We start from the raw sequence: 19,688 nt of genomic DNA on the forward strand, positions 1-19,688 counted from the left end.
GGCTATCGCTTTCTGACAATCCCGAGCCGCGCCATGACCTCCTTCGGGATGCCGTAGCGGCGCACCGCATCGCGGCTGTCGCGCAGGCCGCAGATTTCGCGCTGGATGAAGAAGGCCCAGACGGCGTCGGCCGCCTCGTCGAGAAGCCGCTCGCGTTCCTCCGGCTGGCCTTTTTGCGGGTCGAAGCCGTTCAGGGCAGCGATCGCTTTCTCGACCTTGAGGCCGTGGCGCCCCAAGGCATCGGCGCGTTCGGCCATGAGTTCGTATTCGAGGACGTTCACGCCGCTTCCGGCATCGAAACGGCGCAGCGACTGCGGCGGACGGAATGTCATCGGTACCTCCATCAGGGCTCGTCCCGGCAGGATGGCCCGGGAGGTGCCTTCCCGCAAGAGGGCGAACATCAGGCGCATACCGGCTTCGTGCCGCACCCTGCAGAGTGTTCCGGCGCCGTCACGGTCTCTATGGTTAACGCTTCATAAACTTCTTTGCCCTAGTTTTTATGATCATGCATTCTGCATGTTTCCTTGGAGCCGACTTAAGGACAAAACATGCAGCATTCAAAGTGTTACAGCGGCCTTCGCGCGTCCGCTATGACGCGCGGCGCTGTAGGTCCCATGCCGGCGGCGAGGCCGCGGCGGGCCCGCCCATCGGCCGCTACGCGCATGAAGCGCCCTCCAGCAGCAAGACGTTCGATGGCGAGCGCGGTTCCGCATGGCGCCGCCGTACGCAATTGGAGACGAGGATGCCGATACCGATTGGCACGATCAGGAACGCAAGCGCGCCGGGCGACGACGCCGTCCAGATCGTCCGGCGCGTCTTGCTGCCTTCCGGCCCGCGCACCGAGGCGATCCAGAAGCTGCTCGACATGCTCGGCCGTCACCTTTCCGGCAAGGAGGTTCTTCCGCGCGACGCGCTGGTGCGGCTCATGGAGGATATTGCCCGCGTTCTCAAATTTTCGCCCTTGCCGCAGGAGACCGGCCGCGCCTTTACCCGGCGTCTGGTCGAGGCCGTGGAATCCTTGCCGCTGCCGGAACGGCTGGTGATCGAGAAGCAGCTTGGCGGCGGCAGCCTCGCGCGACGCCTCGCGGCCCTGACCCGAGGCGGACCATCGACGGGAGCGGTCTCCACCGTACCCCTGCCCGCCGGTCATACGGGCATACGGAACCTGCCGCTGCAGTTGCCGGTGGCCCAGCACCTTGGTGCCGCCCAGACGCCCCCGCCTAGCGACCTGGCGCTGCTCCAGGCAATGCTGAGGAAAACCTATGGCGCGGACGATGGGGACGCCGCCGAGCTGACGCTTCATGACACGTCGCAGGCGACCGAGCCCGGCGAGCCGACCCGTGCGGCGCCGCAGCGGGCGCAGGACCGAGTCACGCAACCCGCGCAATCGCCGCCCGGCAACGGCGATGTTGCGGCTACGACGGCCTCCGTCAGGGCTGCTGAGGACGGCGTCGAGGCGGCCGAGGCGATGCCGCCGGCATTGCCGGACACCTCCGATAGTGTCGGTGCTACAGCTGCGGCAGGAGACGAAGCCTTGCCGGCTGGTTTCGAAGGCGGCGAAGCGGCCGGCCCCCAACAGTCGGCCGAGATGCCCGACAACGGGCCGGACCAGACTTTCGGCGAAGCGGAAACGGCGACGATGCTAGGTTCTGCCCGGGACGCGGACGCATTCGAGACGGACGGAACCTATGGGCCGACGCGCGCAGGCGGAGACAGGCGGCTGCCGGCCCAAGCCGCGGTGGTGCGTGAGGCATTCCCGGAGCCCTCGCTCGCCGACGCCGCCGAGCTGCTGCTACAAGGCAGCCTCGACCTGCCCGACATCATGGCTGAAGACCGGCGGGTGCGGGTGCCCAGGGGCGCCGAACGGGAGCCCGTGCCGACTCGGTCGGCGCCGGCCGCGCCTGGGCCGGACGGCGCGCGGCGGGACAACGCTGCGGCGGACTCCCAGCCCATCGCCGAACCGATCGCCTCGGAAAAGACGGAGAGGCCCTCCGCCGGAACGCCTGTCGTGGAACGGCGAGCGCCGGCCGGCGAGGACGTCGCCATGCGACAGGCGATCGCCCTCCTCGTCGAAGGCGGGCTCCCGGAAATCATTCCCTTCGCAATGGTGCCCTATCTGCCGGCGCAGGAGGAAGCGGATGACGGGCGCGACACGGCCGACCGTTCCCGCCGCGATGACAACCAGGGCGGGGCCGGCACGGATCCGGAGGATCGGAAAGAGGAGAAGGAAGGACAGGATCCCGAAGGAGGCGGCGACGATGCGGACGACCCGGAGGCGAGCGATTCCTATGACCTCTACAGCAAGCTCGGCGGGCTGGGTTAGGCGCCTATCCTGACGGCACGCTTTTGGGGCGGTTCAATGCCGGCCCCCTGGCCGTCTCGGCCTCGCCACGAAAAAGCCCGCGGAGATCGCTCTCCGCGGGCTCATCATTTCAGGCCTGGCAGCGATTACTCGTTGCTCTGACGGTTCTTCAGTGCTGCACCCAGGATGTCGCCGAGCGAGGCGCCCGAGTCGGACGAGCCGAACTGAGCGACCGCTTCCTTCTCTTCCGCGATTTCCAGAGCCTTGATCGACAGCTGGATCTTGCGGTCCTTCTTGGAGAAGTTGGTGACGCGGGCGTCGACAACCTGACCAACCGAGAAGCGCTCCGGACGCTGTTCGTCACGGTCACGCGACAGATCGGCGCGGCGGATGAACGAGGTGATGTCTTCGTGGTTGACGAGCTTCACTTCGATGCCGCCATCGTTGACGCCGATGACTTCGGCCGAAACGACGGCGTTCTTGCGCAGTTCGCCGGAAGCGGCAGCTTCGCCGACCGCATCCTTGCCGAGCTGCTTGATGCCGAGCGAGATGCGCTCCTTCTCGACGTCCACATCGAGAACGACAGCACGGACGACATCGCCCTTGTTGTATTCCTCGATGACCTGCTCGCCCGGACGGTTCCAGTCGAGGTCGGAGAGGTGGACCATGCCGTCGACATCGCCGTCGAGGCCGATGAACAGGCCGAATTCGGTCTTGTTCTTGACTTCGCCTTCGACTTCGGTGCCGGCCGGATGGCTATGCGCGAATGCCTGCCACGGGTTCTCGAGCGTCTGCTTGAGGCCGAGGGAGATGCGGCGCTTGGTCGGATCGACTTCGAGAACGACCACGTCGACTTCCTGGCTAGTCGACAGGATCTTGCCGGGGTGGACGTTCTTCTTGGTCCAGGACATTTCGGAGATGTGGATCAGGCCTTCGATGCCCGGCTCCAGCTCGACGAACGCACCGTAGTCGGTGATGTTCGTGACCGTACCGGTGATCTTCTTGCCGACCGGATACTTCGCACCGATGCCATCCCACGGATCGGACTCGAGCTGCTTCATGCCGAGCGAGATGCGGTGGGTTTCCTGGTTGATGCGGATGATCTGAACCTTGACCTGCTGGCCGATGCTCAGGATCTCCGACGGATGGTTGACGCGACGCCATGCCATGTCGGTGACGTGCAGCAAGCCGTCGATGCCGCCGAGGTCGACGAACGCACCGTAATCGGTGATGTTCTTGACGACACCTTCGACAACCTGGCCTTCCTCGAGGTTCTGAACGATTTCAGAACGCTGCTCGGCGCGCGACTCTTCGAGAACCGTGCGGCGCGAAACGACGATATTGCCGCGGCGCTTGTCCATCTTGAGGATTTCGAAGGGCTGCGGGTTGTGCATCAGCGGGGTTACGTCGCGGATCGGACGGATGTCGACCTGCGAACGCGGCAGGAAGGCTACAGCGCCGTCGAGATCGACGGTGAAGCCGCCCTTGACCTGGTTGAAGATGATGCCTTCGACGCGTTCGCCGGCTTCGAACTTCACTTCCAGGCGCATCCAGCTCTCTTCGCGGCGAGCCTTCTCGCGCGACAGAACGGCTTCGCCGAGCGCGTTTTCGATACGCTCGACATAGACCTCGACTTCGTCGCCGACCTTGAGCGAGCCGTCCTTGGCCTTGGCGCCGAATTCCTTCAGCGGCACGCGGCCTTCGACCTTCAGACCGACGTCGACGATGGCGACGTCCTTTTCGATCGCCGTGATGACGCCCTTGGCGACATAGCCTTCGGCGAGGTCCGTCTTGGCGAAGGACTCTTCGAGAAGTGCGGCGAAATCATCACGGGTGGGGGTGGTTGCAGACATATAATCTCCTGCTGCATCTCCTGCCGGAGACGCATATGCGCCGGGGGCTGGTGTTGAACAGGCCTGAACCCAGTCCGCCCTTTTCAAGGGCAATCCGGCGCATGGACGGAATTTCAGGCTTTGTCAGAGCGTGAAGACCATTCTGCGAATTGTCATCACGCTCTTCATTCTTTGAATTCGCATGATCCATTCCGAGAACCGCTGCGCACTTTTCGGGATCATGCTCGAAGACACATCCGGCCGTGGGCCGAAAAACCTTCCCTCAAATCTTCTTCAGGGCAGCGTCGATCAGCACCTTCGCCGCCTGGAATGCGGCCTCTATACCCATTTCGGACGTGTCGAGCAAGTGCGCATCCTCGGCGGGTTTCAGCGGGCTGTCGGCGCGGCCCATGTCGCGCTCGTCGCGTTGCTTCACGTCCTCGAAGATCGCCGCATAATCGGCCGCCCCGCCGCCGGCGATGATCTCGTCATAGCGCCGCTTCGCCCGCACCTCCGGCGAGGCCGTTACATAGAGCTTCACCGCCGCGTCCGGGCAGACGACGGTGCCGATGTCGCGCCCGTCGAGCACCGTGCCCGGTTTCTTCCGCGAAAAGTCACGCTGCGCATTGACCAGCGCCCGGCGCACTGCCGGCATCACGGCAATCTTCGACGCCGCCTCGCCGATCGCATGCGCCGAAAGCACCGAGCGGTCGAGCCCGGCAAGCTCGACCTCGCGGGCCATCTTCTCGGCCACCGCCTCATTGTCGAGCGGCAGCCCGGCATCGAGAAGCGCCTTGGCGGTGGCGCGGTAGGTGAGCCCCGTGTCGAGATGGTGGAAGCCGTATTCCTCGGCAATCCGGCGCGAAAGCGTCCCCTTGCCGGCGGCTGCGGGCCCGTCGATGGCGATGGTAAGTGTCATTTTGTAACCTGCATGTGAATATGATCGTCGTGCCGGGCTGCCCGGCAGCCCTGAAACCTGATGTTTTCCGCGGAGACGCCAAGCCTCTGCGCCAGATGGGGTTCCACGAATATCTTCTCTACGCCGAAGCCGCGGCCTTCATCGGAGAGCCACCGAAGAGCCTCCCGGGTTCGCTTTTCTTCGAGCGCCCAAGGCTGCCAGAGCGCTTGCAGGACATCCCCACCGAAACGTCAACAGGTCGTTGCGACCCTTGCATGGCAGGGCGCTATCTTCGCGTGGCTGCTCGAAGGCAAAGTAGCCGACCGGAGAGCGCGTCGCTCGGTCGAGGAAACGCCCCTCGGCATCCTGATAATAGAATGCCACGTCAAGCTTCCGACCGTCCGCATGCGACAGATGCGGCAACAGCGGAAAGCCGTCGAAAAAGGGAAAGTTCGCATCAAGCGCCAAGCTGGTCGTTCCCGGAAACGCCTCGTCCATATGCCGCGACAAAGCGAAGGCCGCCTCTCTCAATTTCGGAACCACATATTGGCGGTTCAGCACGCAATACAATGCAGTTTGCATTCGAAGGCGGGACGAACCGTCGTCGAAGCAAGGAAGCGGGACCCGGCCGAAGACGGGAGCGACGGCGTGGCTCAGGGCGGTGCCGGCCGCATACAAGCTCGCAAACAGCAGGAGAAAGGCGGTAACGCCGATCCGTCCCCTCCACAGGCGCGAAATGCAAAGCGAAAGAAGCCAGATCAGGCCGCCGATCTGCGTCAACAGCGTGAGGACCACAACGACGGCCATCGTAAGCAGCCATCCGACCGTCGCCCTTAGGCCCATACCACCTCGCCTTTGCAGGGATTCGGCTCCACGCGACCCCGACCGGTGTCCCGTTGTCTTGGTCACTCGATCTTCGCGCCAAGCCCCGTCATCAGGTCCATGAATTCCGGGAAGCTTGTCGCGATCATCGTCGCGTCGTCGACGGTCACCGGATGTTCGGAGGCGAGCCCCATGACGAGGAAGCTCATGGCGATGCGGTGGTCGAGATGGGTCTTCACCTGGCCGCCCGCAGCATTGCCGAGGCCCTTGCCGCCGGGGCGGCCGCGCACGACCAGCGAGGCTTCGCCCTCGTCGCAGTCGACGCCGTTGAGCTTCAGGCCATCGGCGACGGCGGAGAGGCGGTCGGATTCCTTGACGCGCAACTCGTCGAGGCCGTTCATCACGGTGGCGCCTTCGGCAAAGGCGGCGGCGACGGCGAGCACCGGATATTCGTCGATCATCGACGGGGCGCGCTCTTCCGGTACGGTGACGCCCTTCAGCTCCGAATAGCGCACGCGCAGATCCGCGACGTCCTCGCCACCGGCAAGCCGCTGGTTCGTGACTTCGATGTTGGCGCCCATTTCCTGCAGCGTCAGGATGAGACCGGTGCGGGTCGGGTTCATCAAGACGTTGAGAATGGTGACGTCCGAGCCCGGAACGATCAGCGCCGCCACCAGCGGGAAGGCGGTGGAGGACGGATCGCCCGGCACGTCGATTACCTGGCCGGTAAGCTTGCCGCGGCCTTCGAGGCGAATGGTGCGCACGCCTTGCGTATCGGTCTCGACCGACAGATTGGCGCCAAAACCCTGCAGCATCTTTTCCGTGTGGTCGCGGGTCATCACCGGCTCGATGACGGTGGTGATGCCGGGCGTGTTGAGGCCGGCGAGCAGCACGGCGGATTTGACCTGGGCGGACGCCATCGGCACGCGATAGGTGATCGGGTTCGGCGTCTGTGGCCCGCGCAGCGTCACCGGCAGCCGGTCACCCTCGGCCGATTTCACCTGGACGCCCATCTCACGCAGCGGATCGAGCACGCGGCCCATCGGACGCTTTGTCAGCGAGGCGTCACCAATGAAGGTGGAATCGAAATCATAGACGCCGACCAGCCCCATGGTCAGCCGGCAGCCGGTGCCGGCATTGCCGAAGTCGAGCGGCGCTTGCGGCGCCAGCAGCGCGCCGTTGCCGACCCCGTTGATGATCCAGGTGCCGCCCTCCTTGCGGATCCTGGCGCCCATCGCCTGCATCGCCTTGCCGGTATTGATCACGTCCTCGCCTTCGAGCAGGCCGGTGATGCGCGTCTCGCCCGAGGCAAGCCCGCCGAACATGAAGGAGCGATGCGAGATCGACTTGTCGCCGGGAATGCGCACCGTGCCCTTGAGATCGGCAGACTTCTTGGCGGTGGCGGGCCGCGGGCTCAGGCCATGGGACATGATGTTTACCTCTGACAATCCGGCTCGGCGGCGGTCCAGGGATCAAGCGCAGCTTGGGAGTTGAAGGAGGAACCGCCGGTGTTGCGGCTCCCTAACATAAAGAGCAAAAGGGGTCATCCTCCCCCACGAAGAAAATGCGGCTTGCCCGGCCGCGAAGTTTGCCGCGGAAGTTTGCCTTTGACAGACGACACCAAGACGATTATGGGGACCGGCTAATCATCATAAGCTTGATACCTTTCCACCCGCCGGCTTTCCGGCAAGAGCCGGCTCGCCGGCCATTCAAGAGGCTTTGACTGTGGCAAAACCGGAACTTGGAACAAAGCGCATCGACCCGGAAACGGGGCGCAAATTCTACGATCTGAACCGTGATCCGATCGTCTCCCCCTATACGGGCAAGTCCTATCCGCTGTCCTTCTTCGAGGAGAGCTCCGTCGCCAAGGTGCTCGAGAAGGAGGAAGAGGAAGACGTCACGGAAGTCGATGCAGAGAACACCGAAGTCGAACTCGTCTCGCTCGAGGATGCCGACGAAGAGGCAGCGGGCGGCGACGACCTGCCGGATCTCGGCGATGACGACGTCGAGATCGACGGCGACGACGACGACACCTTCCTCGAGGCCGACGACGAAGACGATGATGACGACATGAGCGACCTCATCGGCGTCTCGGACGAGGACGAGGACGTCTAAGACTTTCAAAAGACGCATAAAAGCCGCTCCGGCCGCAAGACGATACGGCGGCCGGGCGGATGGCCGGAAGAGAAAATAAAATCGCCCCGGCCTTCAATTTTCGGCTTGCCATCTGCCGAAAGCAGAAGTAATAAGCCGCCACTCGCCGGGCACAATGCCCGACGGTTTCCCGGAACCGGCACTGCCGGACCCTTGATGGGGCTATAGCTCAGCTGGGAGAGCGCTTGCATGGCATGCAAGAGGTCAGCGGTTCGATCCCGCTTAGCTCCACCAAAATCTTCCACTCTCAGTTAGATGCAATTGGCGAAGGCGGCGATTGCTCGTCGCGAGATGCCACTGACGATGGAATTCACAAAATCTTAACCAAGTGAGCCGAAGAGCAAATCCGCATGTTCCTCGTCTCGAAAATCTTTTGGCTCGTCGCCCAGCCGCTGTCCCTGGCGTTTTTCAGCATCCTCGTCGGCGTGCTGCTCATGCTCGCCCGCTTCCGCCGCAGCGGCGGCGTTTTCGCCTCACTCGGCCTCGTGGTGCTTTTCCTCAGCCTCTTCACCACCACCGGCCCCTATTTCCTGCAGATCCTCGAGGACCGGTTTTCCCGCCCCTCGCCACCGCCGGCGGAGATCTCCTGCATCATCGTGCTCGGCGGCGCCTTCGAGAATGTGGTGATAGCAAGCCGCGGCGGCATGGAGTTCAACCAGGCGGCGGATCGCTTCATCGAGACGGTGCGGCTCGCCGAGGCCTATCCGGCGGCACGCATCCTCGTTTCGGGCGGAGACGGCTCGATCAGCGGCGCCTATGAGGGCGATGCGCGCGCCTCGCAAGGCTTCTTCGATGCGTTCGGGATCGCCGCCGACAGGGTGATCCGCGACGAAGACTCGCGCACGACCTTCGAGAACGCCCGCTACACCAGGGAGCTGCTCGCGGCGAACGGGCTCGGACGCTGCGCGCTGGTCACCTCGGCCTATCATATGCCCCGCGCGGTCGGCCTCTTCCGCTCGAACGGCATCGAGGTCGTTCCCTGGCCGGCGGACTACCGGACGAGCGGCAGGGTGCGGCTCGGTTTCGATTTCACCCAGCCCTCGCTCAACGCGCAACTGGCGACGACGGCCGCCAAGGAATGGACCGGGCTTCTCGCCTACTATCTGCTCGGCCGGACGCAAACGCTGCTGCCGGAACCGGAATAGGCTGCATTAAGAGAATCCCCCTCATCCGCCTGCCGGCACCTTCTCCCCGCAAGCGGGGCGAAGGGGGCAAGCGGCACCGTCGCGCGCTCTATCCGCGTTTTGGGGGAAGTGATTGCGGTCACTGCCGTCCCTCTCCCAGCTTGCGCGCATGCGACGAGAGGGGGTTGGAGCGGGCGCCGCGAGTCCCCTTCGCCCCGCTCGCGGGGAGAAGGTGGCCGGCAGGCCGGATGAGGGGCAAGCGCGGCTACCGCGGCGCGCTGCAGCGCATGTCCTTGACCACCGAGCCTGCCGCCCGCTGACTTAATCCCGTCATTCCGGTAATGATCGCGAATAGCGTCGATCCCGGATCAGCGCCATCGCAAGCGGAGCACCCATGCCGATCCTCGAAATCCTCGACTATGCCGGTGTCGCGGTGTTTGCGGCGACCGGCGCGCTTTCGGCCTCGCGCAAGCAGCTCGACATCATCGGCTACCTGTTTCTCGCCTCCGTCACCGGCATCGGCGGCGGCACGATGCGCGACGTGATCCTCGGCGCGACGCCGGTTTTCTGGGTGATGAACCCGGCCTATCTGATCGTCTGCGCTTGCGCCGGGCTCATAGTGTTCCTGACGTCGCACCGCTTCGAGTCGCGTTACCGGCTGCTCGTCTGGCTCGATGCGGTCGGGCTTTCGGCCTATTGCGTGATGGGCGCGGCGAAGGGGCTGGCGGCGACCGGTTCGCCGATCGTTGCTCTGGTCACGGGCATGCTGACGGCGACCTTTGGCGGCATTCTTCGCGATCTCTTGGCCGGCGAACCCTCGGTGCTGCTCCGGCCGGAAATCTATGTCACCGCCGCACTAGTCGGGGCCGGCGCCTTCGTGGTGGCGACGCTCGTCGGCCTGCCGCTTGCCGCAAGTTCGGCGCTCGGGGTGGCTGCTGCCTTTGCGGTGCGCGGCGGGGCACTTCGATATGGCTGGACGCTGCCGACCGGCAAGGCCGGCCCCGGTCGCGATCCGGACGAAGTTATGTAGATCTCAGCGCTGCGTCTTGCGGCGCAACCGGACCACCACGTCGACATGGGAGATCTCCATGCCTTCCGGCGGCTCGGGGAGATTGCCGATCCGGATATTGCTCACCGGAATGTCGAGGACTTCGTTCTGGCCCTCGATGAAGAAATGGTGGTGATCCGAGACATTCGTGTCGAAATAGGTCTTGGCGCTCTCGACGGCGAGAACGCGGATCATGCCGGCCTCGGTGAACTGGTGCAGCGTGTTGTAGACGGTCGCGAGCGATACGGGCACACCGGCCTCGACCGCCTCTTCATGCAATTCCTCGACCGTCAGGTGGCGATCGCCCTTGGCGAAAATCAGATCGGCGAGCGCGATCCGCTGGCGCGTCGGGCGCAGTCCCGAATTGCGCAGCCTCTCCTGCGAAGAGATATCCGTTGCTTTCGTCATGCGCAGCCGTTCCGATATTCCTGCCAAGTTTATGGAGTATCAGCTTGCGATATAACTTCTGGCGCCGAGGCTTTCAATAGATTCCGGTCCTGGAAGCGGCCGCAAAGGCCTGAAAATCCGCCTAAAGCGGGGGAAGGCTGGTATTTAACTCTGGCAGACGCCACATTCATATTGTAAGCGACGGCGGAACGAGATCGCCACAGTGAGCGACATGAGGAAAAATGCGAAGGCGCTTTTTCCGCCCGCATGTCGCTCTACTTGGAAGAACGTGCCAAACTGCAACCGGCAGCGCCCAGGGCGGGCCGCGCTTCAATTCAGGCCGAACTTGCTCTAAAGCAGGTCGGAGAACACTTGAGACACTCGGGGAAGCAACCATTCATGACCACCAGGCAATCCAGCTTCAGCTATGAGGAAATCCTGACCTGCGGCCGAGGCGAAATGTTTGGCCCCGGCAACGCGCAGCTGCCGCTGCCGCCGATGCTGATGTTCAACCGCATCACCGAGATCTCGGAAACCGGCGGCCCTCACGATAAGGGCTATGTGCGCGCCGAGTTCGACATCACCCCGGACCTCTGGTTCTTCCCCTGCCACTTCATGGGAGATCCGGTGATGCCGGGCTGCCTCGGCCTCGACGCCATGTGGCAGCTGACCGGCTTCTTCCTGGGCTGGCTCGGCGAGCCCGGCAAGGGCCGGGCCCTCTCGACCGGCGAGGTGAAGTTCACCGGCATGGTGACGCCGAAGACGAAGCTGGTCGAATACGGCATCGACTTCAAGCGGGTGATGCGCGGCCGGCTGGTTCTCGGCATCGCCGACGGCTGGATGAAGGCCGACGGCGAAACGATCTACAAGGCTACCGACCTCAGGGTCGGCCTCTTCCAGGAAAAGGCCGACTGAACTGCGGGGTCTCGCCCCGCACGATTCCAACTAACAAAAGGTCATCTACCATGAGACGGGTTGTTGTAACGGGCCTCGGCATCGTTTCCTCAATCGGCAACAATGCCGACGAAGTCACCGCGTCGCTCAGCGAAGCGAAATCGGGCATCACCTTTTCCCCGGACTTCGCCGAGCATGGCTTCAAGTGCCAGGTCTGGGGCCAGCCGACACTCGACCCGACCGACCTCGTCGACCGGCGCGCCATGCGCTTCCTGTCGCAGGCCGGCGCCTGGAACCACGTGGCGATGAAGCAGGCGATCGCCGATGCCGGCCTCGAAGCCGCCGAGATCACCAGCGAGCGCACCGGCATCATCATGGGCTCCGGCGGCGCCTCGACGCGCACCATCGTCGAGGCCGCCGAAATCACCCGCAAGAACGTAAGCCCCAAGCGCATCGGACCCTTCGCGGTGCCGAAGGCGATGTCCTCGACGGCTTCCGCGACGCTTGCCACCTGGTTTCAGATCCACGGCGTCAACTACTCGATCTCGTCGGCCTGCTCGACCTCGGCGCACTGCATCGGCAATGCCGCGGAAATGATCCAGTGGGGCAAGCAGGACGTGATGTTCGCCGGCGGACACGAGGACCTCGACTGGACCATGTCGAACCTCTTCGACGCCATGGGCGCCATGTCCTCCAAGTTCAACGACACGCCCTCCTCCGCCTCGCGCGCCTATGACGTCGACCGTGACGGCTTCGTGATTGCCGGCGGCGCCGGCGTCCTCGTCCTCGAGGAGCTGGAGCACGCCAAGGCCCGCGGCGCCAAGATCTATGCCGAGATCGTCGGCTACGGCGCGACTTCGGACGGCTACGACATGGTGGCCCCCTCCGGCGAGGGCGCGGTCCGCTGCATGCGCCAGGCGCTTTCGACGGTGAAGGGCGACGTCGATTACATCAACACCCACGGAACCTCGACGCCGGTCGGCGACCAGAAGGAGATCGGCGCGATCCGCGAGGTCTTCGGCGAGAAGATGCCGCATATCCAGTCGACCAAATCGCTGACCGGGCATTCGCTGGGTGCTGCCGGCGTGCAGGAGTCGATCTATGGCCTCTTGATGATGCAGGCCGGCTTCATCGGTGAAAGCGCCCATATCGACACGCTCGACCCCGAGTTCGAAGGCGTGCCGATCGTCCGCAAGCGCATCGACAACGCCAGGATCGACACGGTTCTCTCGAACTCCTTCGGCTTCGGCGGCACCAACGCCACGCTCGTCTTCCAGCGCTACAACGGATAACCAGATGAACGGACTGATGAACGGAAAGCGCGGCCTCATCATGGGTGTGGCCAACAACCATTCTATTGCCTGGGGGATCGCCAAGGCGCTCGCGAGCCAAGGCGCCGAGCTTGCCTTCACCTATCAGGGAGAAGCACTCGGCAAACGCGTCAAGCCGCTCGCCGCCGAATTGAATTCCGAATTCCTGCTGCCCTGCGATGTCGAGGACCTCGCCTCCGTCGACGCCGTCATTGCGGCGATCAAGGAACGCTGGGGGAAGCTCGACTTCATCGTCCATGCCATCGGCTTCTCCGACAAGAACGAACTGAAAGGGCTCTACGCAGACACGTCGCGGGAGAATTTCAGCCGCACCATGGTGATCTCCTGCTTCTCCTTCACCGAGATCGCCAGGCGGGCCGCCGACCTCATGAGCGACGGCGGCACGATGCTGACGCTCACCTATGGCGGCTCGGTACGGGTCATGCCGAACTACAACGTCATGGGCGTCGCCAAGGCGGCGCTGGAGGCCTCGGTGCGCTATCTCGCGGCCGACTACGGCACGCGCGGCATCCGCGTCAACGCCATCTCGGCCGGGCCGATCCGCACGCTCGCCGGCGCCGGCATTTCCGACGCCCGCGCCATGCTCTCCTGGCAGCAGAAGAACTCGCCGCTGCGCCGCACCGTCACCATCGAGGACGTCGGCAGCTCGGCGCTCTACCTGCTTTCGGACCTTTCCCGCGGCGTCACCGGCGAGATCCATTATGTGGATTCCGGCTACAACATCACCTCGATGCCGACGCTCGAGACGTTGCGCGTCGCCGACGTGGAGTAACCGGGTACCCGCCCGTTACCAAAACGTTTGAAGATTTGCCCCAAAGTCCCCTTTCCCCGCGCGCGGGGAGCCGGTGGCCGGCAGGCCGGTTGAGGGGCGAAGGTGCGAACCTCGTCAGCGCTTCGCCCAGAGCACCTTGAAGCGCGCGTTGCGGCAGGTTTCGCCATACTCCCTGGCGTTCTCTGCCAGAACCTGCTCGTAGGGCAGGCCCCGATTGGCGACGAGCATGAGCTTGCCGCCCTGCTTCAGCGCCTTCAGCGCCGCCTTGATGATCGCTGATCCAATCGCCGGCTCGGCGGCATGCCCTTCATGGAAGGGCGGATTCATCACGATCAGGTCGTATTTGTCGCGGGTGTCCTCGCTCGCCAGGTCATGCCAATAGAAGCGAGCCGGCATCGTGGGTGCGTTCGCCTTCATGTTGCGGCGCGCCGCTTCCAGCGCATCATGATCGGCCTCGAACAGATCTATGCCCTTGAGCCCGGGTGATGCCTGCGCCAGCATCACGGAGAGATAGCCCCAGCCGGCACCGAAGTCGGCTGCATGGCCGGTGAAATCCTTCGGCAGGCGCGAGGCGAGAAGCTCCGAACCGGCGTCGACGCGATCATGCGAGAACATGCCTGGCGCCGCCTCGAAGAGGCCGTCCACCCGCACCGGTACCTTGGCGAGCTGATGGATGGCATCGGCCACATCCTCGGGCCGTGTGAACCAGAAGGCGACGCCATGGTATTTCGGCAGATGGTCGCCGTCCCATTCGAATTTGGCGATGCGCTTCCTCAGCGACTGGATGCCGTCTTCCTTGCTGCCGGCAACGACGACAAGGGCGCCCTCGCGCGTCCGCTTCAGCGCCTCGGCGATGCGGTCCTCGTTCTCGCCCTTGTGTTTCCCGCAAAGCACCAGGGCAATGTCATAGTCCTCGCCCGCAACGACGGGGCTCACATCGGCCCGCATCGCCTCGAGGGCACGATAGAGCGGCCGCAGGGGCTGCACGGCGGTAATCGGCGCCACGAAGCCTTCCGGCAGCCTGTAGCCCGCTTCAGCGCCCAGAAACAGGACGCGCTCGCCCTCCCCCGGCGGATCGATGACGCCGGTCTCGAAGGGGTGGAACAGGGTTTTCAGCGCGTCGCGGCTCATGGGGCGATTCCGTGTCTTGGAAAGACCCCTCCCCAACCCCTCCCCACAAGGGGGAGGGGTTCCTTGCCGCGCCCCTTGTTCATCCATCAACGGTTCCGCAAGAGCGGATGCTTCTGTGCGTTCTGAGGCAGCGACGCGGGCTAAGCCCCTCCCCCTTGTGGGGAGGGGTTGGGGAGGGGCATTTTCGAGTGCAAGCGAGGGTGACGGCCTTACTCGGCCGCTTCGCCGCCGTCCTTTTTCTCGGACTTTTCGCCCTTCTCGGCGACGACTTCCTTGCCAGTCGCCTGGTCGACGACCTTCATGGAGAGGCGAACCTTGCCGCGCTCGTCGAAGCCCATCAGCTTGACCCAGACCTTGTCGCCTTCCTTGACGACGTCGGTCGTCTTGGCGACGCGCTCGGAGGCGAGCTGCGAGATGTGGACGAGGCCGTCGCGGGCGCCGAAGAAATTGACGAAGGCGCCGAAATCGGCGGTCTTGACGACCGTGCCCTCGTAGATCTGGCCGACTTCCGGCTCGGCGACGATCGAGTGGATCCATTTGCGGGCCGCTTCGATCTCCTTGCCCGACGCGGAAGCGATCTTGACGGTGCCGTCGTCCTCGATGTTGATCTTTGCGCCGGTCTTTTCGACGATCTCGCGGATGACCTTGCCGCCGGAGCCGATGACTTCGCGGATCTTGTCGACCGGAATGTTCATCACCTCGATGCGCGGCGCGAATTCGCCGAGCTGGCCGCGGCTCTCGGAAATGGCCTTGGCCATTTCGCCGAGGATGTGCATGCGGCCGCCCTTCGCCTGGTTGAGCGCGACGCCCATGATCTCTTCGGTGATGCCCTCGATCTTGATGTCCATCTGCAGCGAGGTGATGCCGGCTTCCGTGCCTGCAACCTTGAAGTCCATGTCGCCGAGATGATCTTCGTCACCGAGAATGTCGGAGAGAACGGCGAAGCGGTCGCCTTCCTTGATCAGGCCCATGGCGATACCTGCGACCGGCTTGGCGAGCGGAACGCCCGCATCCATCAACGCCAGCGAGGTGCCGCAGACGGTTGCCATCGAGGAGGAGCCGTTCGATTCGGTGATCTCCGAAACGACGCGCAGCGTATAGGGGAACTGCTCCGCCGTCGGCAGCATCGGGTGGATGGCGCGCCAGGCGAGCTTGCCATGGCCGATTTCGCGGCGGCCCGGAGAACCCATGCGGCCCGTCTCACCGACCGAGAAGGGCGGGAAGTTGTAGTGCAGCATGAAGTTTTCCTTGTACATGCCGGTCAAGGAATCGACATACTGCTCGTCTTCGCCGGTACCGAGCGTGGCAACGACGATCGCCTGCGTTTCACCACGGGTAAAGAGCGAGGAGCCGTGGGTGCGCGGCAGGATGCCGACTTCGGCGACGATCGGGCGAACCGTGACGAGGTCGCGACCGTCGATGCGGCTCTGGGTATCGAGGATGTTCCAGCGAACGATCTTGGCCTGCAGGTGCTTGAAGACGGAGGCGATTTCCTCTGCCGTGTGGGCAGGGTTCTCGATGCCTTCCGGCAGGAAATGTTCCTTGACCTTCGCCTTGACGGCGTCGACGGCGGCGTAGCGTGCGGCCTTCTCGGTGATCTTGTAGGCGTTGCGCAGTTCGTCCTCGGCGATCGCCAGCATGGCGTTTTCGAGGGCGGAGTGATCTTCCGGGTCGAACTCGCGCGGCTCCTTGGCGGCGACTTCGGCGAGCTTGATGATCGCGTCGATCACCGGCTGGAAGCCCTGCTGGCCGAAAACGACCGCGCCGAGCATGACGTCTTCCGGCAGTTCCTTGGCTTCCGACTCGACCATCAGCACGGCTTCCTGCGTGCCGGCGACGACCAGATCCAGCGAGGATTCGTCCATTTCGTCGAGATGCGGGTTCAGCACGTATTCGCCGTTGATGTAACCGACGCGGGCACCGCCGATCGGTCCCATGAAGGGGATGCCGGAAAGCGTCAGCGCCGCGGAGGCCGCAACCATGGAAACCACGTCGGGATTGTTTTCGAGGTCATGCTGCATGACCGTGACGATCACCTGGGTGTCGTTCTTGTAACCATCCGGGAAGAGCGGGCGGATCGGCCGGTCGATCAGGCGAGAAACGAGCGTCTCGTTTTCGCTCGGGCGGCCTTCACGCTTGAAATAGCCGCCGGGGATCTTGCCGGCGGCATAGGTCTTTTCCTGGTAGTTGACGGTCAGGGGGAAGAAGTCCTGACCGGGCTTCGGTGCCTTGGCGGAAACCACCGTGGCGAGCACGACGGTTTCGCCATAGGTGGCGAGAACGGCGCCGTCGGCCTGACGGGCGATCTTGCCGGTTTCGAGCTTGAGCGTACGCCCAGCCCATTCGATTTCTACCTTGTGGGTCTCGAACATGTTCTGTCCTTCGTGTGCGGGAGACCGTCCGCGGCTGTTGCAGCGCAGGCGATCTCGGTGCCGCTTGGTGTGGCGCATCACGGGCAAGACAACGGGAGGCTTCAAACAGAACCGGCCGCTCGCCACCTTGCCGCGCTCACCCGCATGGAAGCGCTTCGGCGAGCAGGCGCCGAAGCATCCTGCAATCCTGCCCCATGACGGGCCATCGGTTGATCCGCGATACCGGCCCATCCGGCTCGCTGGACGTCTCTCCCTCTTAAGCGCCTCCGGCGCCCAGGGAGAATGTTAGCGGGCGCTCAACGCCCAGATAAAAAACCGGCGGATCGCCGAGCGACCCGCCGGACAGTCGATTAGCGACGGATGCCGAGGGCACCGATCAGCTTGCTGTAGCGCGCTTCGTCTTTCTTCTTCAGATAGTCGAGGAGCGAACGACGGCTGGAAACCATCGCGAGAAGACCACGGCGGGAATGGTTGTCCTTCTTGTGGTCCTTGAAGTGTTCGGTCAGATTGTTGATCCGTTCCGTCAGGAGCGCAACCTGGACTTCCGGAGAACCGGTATCGCCTTCGACGGTTGCGAATTCCTTGATGAGCTGAGCCTTGCGCTCTGCAGTGATCGACATCGGATGATCCTTTCGTTTTCCAGGATTTGAGGGTCGCCGGCAGCCGGGATGTCGTCCAGCCGCGGCCGTTCACACGAAGAGGCGGTGCCTTTCGCTGGCGTGCCTATAACCGAAACGGACGCAAAAGGAAAGGGCGATAGAGCCGGCCGCCGATCGGCCCCCGTCGCGCCCGGGCGGCCGACGTCACCTGCTACATGCCGCCCCGGCCTCGCCGCCCCGAGGGATGCGGATGCGCCACTCGATACCATCGGCATGCATGGTTCTTTCGAGTTCGGCGCGCAACGCCATGCCGAGCATGCGCTCGATCACCACCGATCCGAAACCCTTGCGGGGTGCCTGTGCCGGCTCGACGAGATCCGCACCGCTTTCGCGCCATCGGATGACGATCGCTCCCTCGGAGAGAGACCATTCGAGCCTGATCGCCCCGCTCGAATTGGCGAGTGCGCCATGCTTGATCGCATTGGTGGCGAGTTCGTGAAGCACCATGCCGAGCGTCTGCGCCATCTGCGTCTCCAGCCGCAAGGGCGGCCCGTCAAGCACGATGCGCCCCGGATCGTCGGGGGCAAAGGGCTGAAGCTGGTCCTCGGCGAGTTCGCGGAAGTCCACGCCGATCGCCGCATTGGCAATCATCAGATCGGTCGAGCGGGCGAGACCCGCGAGCCGCTTGCGGAACGCCTCGACGAAATCGGACGTGTCCTCGCTCGACCAGGCGGATTGGGCCAGCATCGACTGGATGACGGTCAGCTGGTTCTTCGAGCGATGCGCGACTTCGCGCATCAGCAGGCGAATTTCCGCCTCCGCCCTGGTTCGTGCCGCCGCCGCGCGGGCAAGTGCTGCCGACACGGCCTCGACTTCGGTGATGACGTAACGGCGCGGCTCGATCACTTCGCCGGCGCCGAGGCGCCGCGCGTCGAGCGCCAGCAGCTTGACGCCTTGCGTCAGCAACCGCGCGATGATCAACGATCCGGCGATTGCGATGCTGGCGAAGATGATCCCCCCGAGCGACAGCCAGAGAAACGACCAGAGGAGCGGCGCATCGACGATCTCACGCGGCGCCCAGGCAACGATGCGCCAGCCGGTGATTACGGAGAATTCCGAGACGACGCGGTAATCGACGCCATGCTCCCTGATATCGCTGACGCCGATGCTGATCTGAGGGAGCTTGCTCAGAAAGAACGCTTCACCCGAGCGGGCCGAGGGATCCGAGGAAGCGATCACCTTGCCCTTGCCATCGACCAGTGCGGCATTCCAACCCGGTGAAAGCGTGTCCCGATTGACCGCCTTGACCATCCGAGCGGCGTCCTGGGTCAGGCCCAACAGATACCGATCTCCGTCCGGCCCGTTTATCGGCAGATAGACGTTGAAGACCCAACTCCTGGCGGTGTTGGCGAAGAAGGTGCCCGAAACGAGCGGTCCGCTGCTCTTCAGGGCAAGGTCGAGTTCCGGGTCGGATGCCCTCCCCAACAGCGTCCCGAAAGGGACGCCGGTGCTCATCCGCAAATTGTGGTCGCTATCGACGACGATCAGATTGGAATGAGTGCCCGCCAGTGCGCTCGAAGCGCGGTCGTAAAAGCCGCGCAGATTGCGAAGATCGACGGCTCCGGAGGTCGACAGCACCTTGAGCGTTGTCATCATACCCTCGACCTCGCGCTCGACGATCCGGGTCACCGACCCGGTCGAGGCCTTGAGCAGCGAGGTGACGACCTGCTCCTGCGCATCGACGCTCCGCTTCACGATGACGAAGGAAAAGATGAAGGAGGGGACGATCGCAATCAGCAGCAGCGAAAGCAGGTAGAAGCTGAACGGCCTGCGAAGATATTGGCGAACGAAGGCTGCCACGGCCTGCAGGCCGCCGGACGGGACCTCGCCCTCGCTTTTCTCTGGCGCCCTGAGCATCCGAACCGCCTTTCGCCGCCTGACCCGACTGCGATGGCAGACCACCACCGATCCGGGCTTCTTGGCTCCGTTGCGCCTACGCAGCTTGCACAGACCGGAGCAATT

17 protein-coding genes and 1 tRNA gene are annotated in these 19,688 nt (G+C 64.0%); 8 read left to right on the top strand and 10 right to left on the bottom strand.

Annotated features, from left to right (window positions below; genetic code table 11):
* Positions 1-2: 2 nt before the first annotated feature.
* Entirely contained in the window at positions 3-332 is a 330-nt protein-coding gene (locus AU381_RS10785; protein ID WP_064241909.1) for a DUF6665 family protein, read from the bottom strand.
* Positions 333-742: 410 nt separating this feature from the next.
* Between AU381_RS10785 and AU381_RS10790 the strand changes: the two genes are divergently transcribed.
* Positions 743-2,323 (top strand): hypothetical protein, encoded by a 1,581-nt coding sequence (locus tag AU381_RS10790; RefSeq protein WP_064241693.1) that lies wholly within the window; start codon positions 743-745, stop codon positions 2,321-2,323.
* A gap of 125 nt (positions 2,324-2,448) precedes the next feature.
* On the opposite strand, the gene rpsA is transcribed toward AU381_RS10790, so the two are convergent.
* The 4 genes from rpsA to aroA form a co-directional block, all read right to left on the bottom strand.
* Positions 2,449-4,155 carry a 30S ribosomal protein S1 gene (gene rpsA / locus AU381_RS10795; protein WP_064241694.1) on the bottom strand — a complete coding sequence of 569 codons (1,707 nt, stop codon included), beginning with the start codon at positions 4,153-4,155 and terminating at the stop codon, positions 2,449-2,451.
* Between the two features lie 262 nt (positions 4,156-4,417).
* Positions 4,418-5,053: a (d)CMP kinase gene (cmk, locus tag AU381_RS10800; RefSeq protein ID WP_064241695.1), complete on the bottom strand. Its 636-nt coding sequence runs from the start codon at positions 5,051-5,053 to the stop codon at positions 4,418-4,420.
* A 138-nt stretch (positions 5,054-5,191) separates the two neighbouring features.
* Positions 5,192-5,875: a hypothetical protein gene (locus AU381_RS10805; RefSeq protein WP_244520040.1), complete on the bottom strand. Its 684-nt coding sequence runs from the start codon at positions 5,873-5,875 to the stop codon at positions 5,192-5,194.
* Positions 5,876-5,937: 62 nt separating this feature from the next.
* Entirely contained in the window at positions 5,938-7,284 is a 1,347-nt protein-coding gene (gene aroA, locus AU381_RS10810; RefSeq protein ID WP_064241696.1) for a 3-phosphoshikimate 1-carboxyvinyltransferase, read from the bottom strand.
* Between the two features lie 295 nt (positions 7,285-7,579).
* On the opposite strand from aroA, the gene AU381_RS10815 reads away from it, so the two are divergent.
* From AU381_RS10815 to AU381_RS10830, 4 genes are all read left to right on the top strand, one after another.
* A complete protein-coding gene (locus AU381_RS10815) occupies positions 7,580-7,969 on the top strand; it encodes a TIGR02300 family protein (RefSeq protein WP_064241697.1) in 390 nt (129 codons plus the stop codon).
* Positions 7,970-8,166: 197 nt separating this feature from the next.
* Positions 8,167-8,242, top strand: a tRNA-Ala gene (locus tag AU381_RS10820).
* 116 nt (positions 8,243-8,358) lie between these two features.
* On the top strand, positions 8,359-9,153 hold the full coding sequence (locus AU381_RS10825; protein ID WP_064241698.1) for a YdcF family protein: 795 nt from the start codon (positions 8,359-8,361) through the stop codon (positions 9,151-9,153).
* A 373-nt stretch (positions 9,154-9,526) separates the two neighbouring features.
* The gene (locus tag AU381_RS10830) at positions 9,527-10,162 is read left to right on the top strand and encodes a trimeric intracellular cation channel family protein (RefSeq protein ID WP_064241699.1); all 636 of its coding nucleotides are present in this window, start codon (positions 9,527-9,529) and stop codon (positions 10,160-10,162) included.
* Between the two features lie 3 nt (positions 10,163-10,165).
* Here AU381_RS10830 and irrA read toward each other — a convergent pair whose 3' ends face one another.
* Positions 10,166-10,588, bottom strand: a complete 423-nt coding sequence (irrA, locus tag AU381_RS10835) for an iron response transcriptional regulator IrrA (protein ID WP_064241700.1) — start codon at positions 10,586-10,588, stop codon at positions 10,166-10,168.
* 378 nt (positions 10,589-10,966) lie between these two features.
* Between irrA and fabA the strand changes: the two genes are divergently transcribed.
* Genes fabA through fabI form a run of 3 tightly spaced genes read left to right on the top strand, consistent with a single transcriptional unit; the run spans position 10,967 to position 13,564 of the window.
* On the top strand, positions 10,967-11,482 hold the full coding sequence (gene fabA / locus AU381_RS10840; RefSeq protein WP_064241701.1) for a 3-hydroxyacyl-[acyl-carrier-protein] dehydratase FabA: 516 nt from the start codon (positions 10,967-10,969) through the stop codon (positions 11,480-11,482).
* Positions 11,483-11,532: 50 nt separating this feature from the next.
* Positions 11,533-12,753: a beta-ketoacyl-ACP synthase I gene (gene fabB, locus AU381_RS10845; RefSeq protein ID WP_064241702.1), complete on the top strand. Its 1,221-nt coding sequence runs from the start codon at positions 11,533-11,535 to the stop codon at positions 12,751-12,753.
* Between the two features lie 4 nt (positions 12,754-12,757).
* Entirely contained in the window at positions 12,758-13,564 is an 807-nt protein-coding gene (gene fabI, locus AU381_RS10850) for an enoyl-ACP reductase FabI (protein WP_064241703.1), read from the top strand.
* A gap of 114 nt (positions 13,565-13,678) precedes the next feature.
* Here fabI and AU381_RS10855 read toward each other — a convergent pair whose 3' ends face one another.
* From AU381_RS10855 to AU381_RS10870, 4 genes are all read right to left on the bottom strand, one after another.
* A complete protein-coding gene (locus AU381_RS10855; protein WP_064241704.1) occupies positions 13,679-14,695 on the bottom strand; it encodes a class I SAM-dependent methyltransferase in 1,017 nt (338 codons plus the stop codon).
* Between the two features lie 209 nt (positions 14,696-14,904).
* On the bottom strand, positions 14,905-17,067 hold the full coding sequence (pnp, locus tag AU381_RS10860; protein ID WP_064241705.1) for a polyribonucleotide nucleotidyltransferase: 2,163 nt from the start codon (positions 17,065-17,067) through the stop codon (positions 14,905-14,907).
* A 350-nt stretch (positions 17,068-17,417) separates the two neighbouring features.
* Positions 17,418-17,687, bottom strand: coding sequence for a 30S ribosomal protein S15 (gene rpsO / locus AU381_RS10865; protein ID WP_037377744.1), 270 nt, complete (start codon positions 17,685-17,687; stop codon positions 17,418-17,420).
* A gap of 183 nt (positions 17,688-17,870) precedes the next feature.
* Positions 17,871-19,583 carry a sensor histidine kinase gene (locus AU381_RS10870; RefSeq protein WP_064241706.1) on the bottom strand — a complete coding sequence of 571 codons (1,713 nt, stop codon included), beginning with the start codon at positions 19,581-19,583 and terminating at the stop codon, positions 17,871-17,873.
* Positions 19,584-19,688: the final 105 nt, after the last annotated feature.

Origin of the sequence: Sinorhizobium glycinis (genome assembly GCF_001651865.1) — a bacterium.
Taxonomy (GTDB): domain Bacteria; phylum Pseudomonadota; class Alphaproteobacteria; order Rhizobiales; family Rhizobiaceae; genus Sinorhizobium; species Sinorhizobium glycinis.

Bases quoted from the DNA above. Each gene is read 5' to 3' on its own strand.
- AU381_RS10785 (WP_064241909.1), bottom strand. From the start codon at position 332: ATGACATTCCGTCCGCCGCAGTCGCTGCGCCGTTTCGATGCCGGAAGC.
- AU381_RS10790 (WP_064241693.1), top strand. From the start codon at position 743: ATGCCGATACCGATTGGCACGATCAGGAACGCAAGCGCGCCGGGCGAC.
- rpsA (WP_064241694.1), bottom strand. From the start codon at position 4,155: ATGTCTGCAACCACCCCCACCCGTGATGATTTCGCCGCACTTCTCGAA.
- cmk (WP_064241695.1), bottom strand. From the start codon at position 5,053: ATGACACTTACCATCGCCATCGACGGGCCCGCAGCCGCCGGCAAGGGG.
- AU381_RS10805 (WP_244520040.1), bottom strand. From the start codon at position 5,875: ATGGGCCTAAGGGCGACGGTCGGATGGCTGCTTACGATGGCCGTCGTT.
- aroA (WP_064241696.1), bottom strand. From the start codon at position 7,284: ATGTCCCATGGCCTGAGCCCGCGGCCCGCCACCGCCAAGAAGTCTGCC.
- AU381_RS10825 (WP_064241698.1), top strand. From the start codon at position 8,359: ATGTTCCTCGTCTCGAAAATCTTTTGGCTCGTCGCCCAGCCGCTGTCC.
- AU381_RS10830 (WP_064241699.1), top strand. From the start codon at position 9,527: ATGCCGATCCTCGAAATCCTCGACTATGCCGGTGTCGCGGTGTTTGCG.
- irrA (WP_064241700.1), bottom strand. From the start codon at position 10,588: ATGACGAAAGCAACGGATATCTCTTCGCAGGAGAGGCTGCGCAATTCG.
- fabA (WP_064241701.1), top strand. From the start codon at position 10,967: ATGACCACCAGGCAATCCAGCTTCAGCTATGAGGAAATCCTGACCTGC.
- fabB (WP_064241702.1), top strand. From the start codon at position 11,533: ATGAGACGGGTTGTTGTAACGGGCCTCGGCATCGTTTCCTCAATCGGC.
- fabI (WP_064241703.1), top strand. From the start codon at position 12,758: ATGAACGGACTGATGAACGGAAAGCGCGGCCTCATCATGGGTGTGGCC.
- AU381_RS10855 (WP_064241704.1), bottom strand. From the start codon at position 14,695: ATGAGCCGCGACGCGCTGAAAACCCTGTTCCACCCCTTCGAGACCGGC.
- pnp (WP_064241705.1), bottom strand. From the start codon at position 17,067: ATGTTCGAGACCCACAAGGTAGAAATCGAATGGGCTGGGCGTACGCTC.
- rpsO (WP_037377744.1), bottom strand. From the start codon at position 17,687: ATGTCGATCACTGCAGAGCGCAAGGCTCAGCTCATCAAGGAATTCGCA.
- AU381_RS10870 (WP_064241706.1), bottom strand. From the start codon at position 19,583: ATGCTCAGGGCGCCAGAGAAAAGCGAGGGCGAGGTCCCGTCCGGCGGC.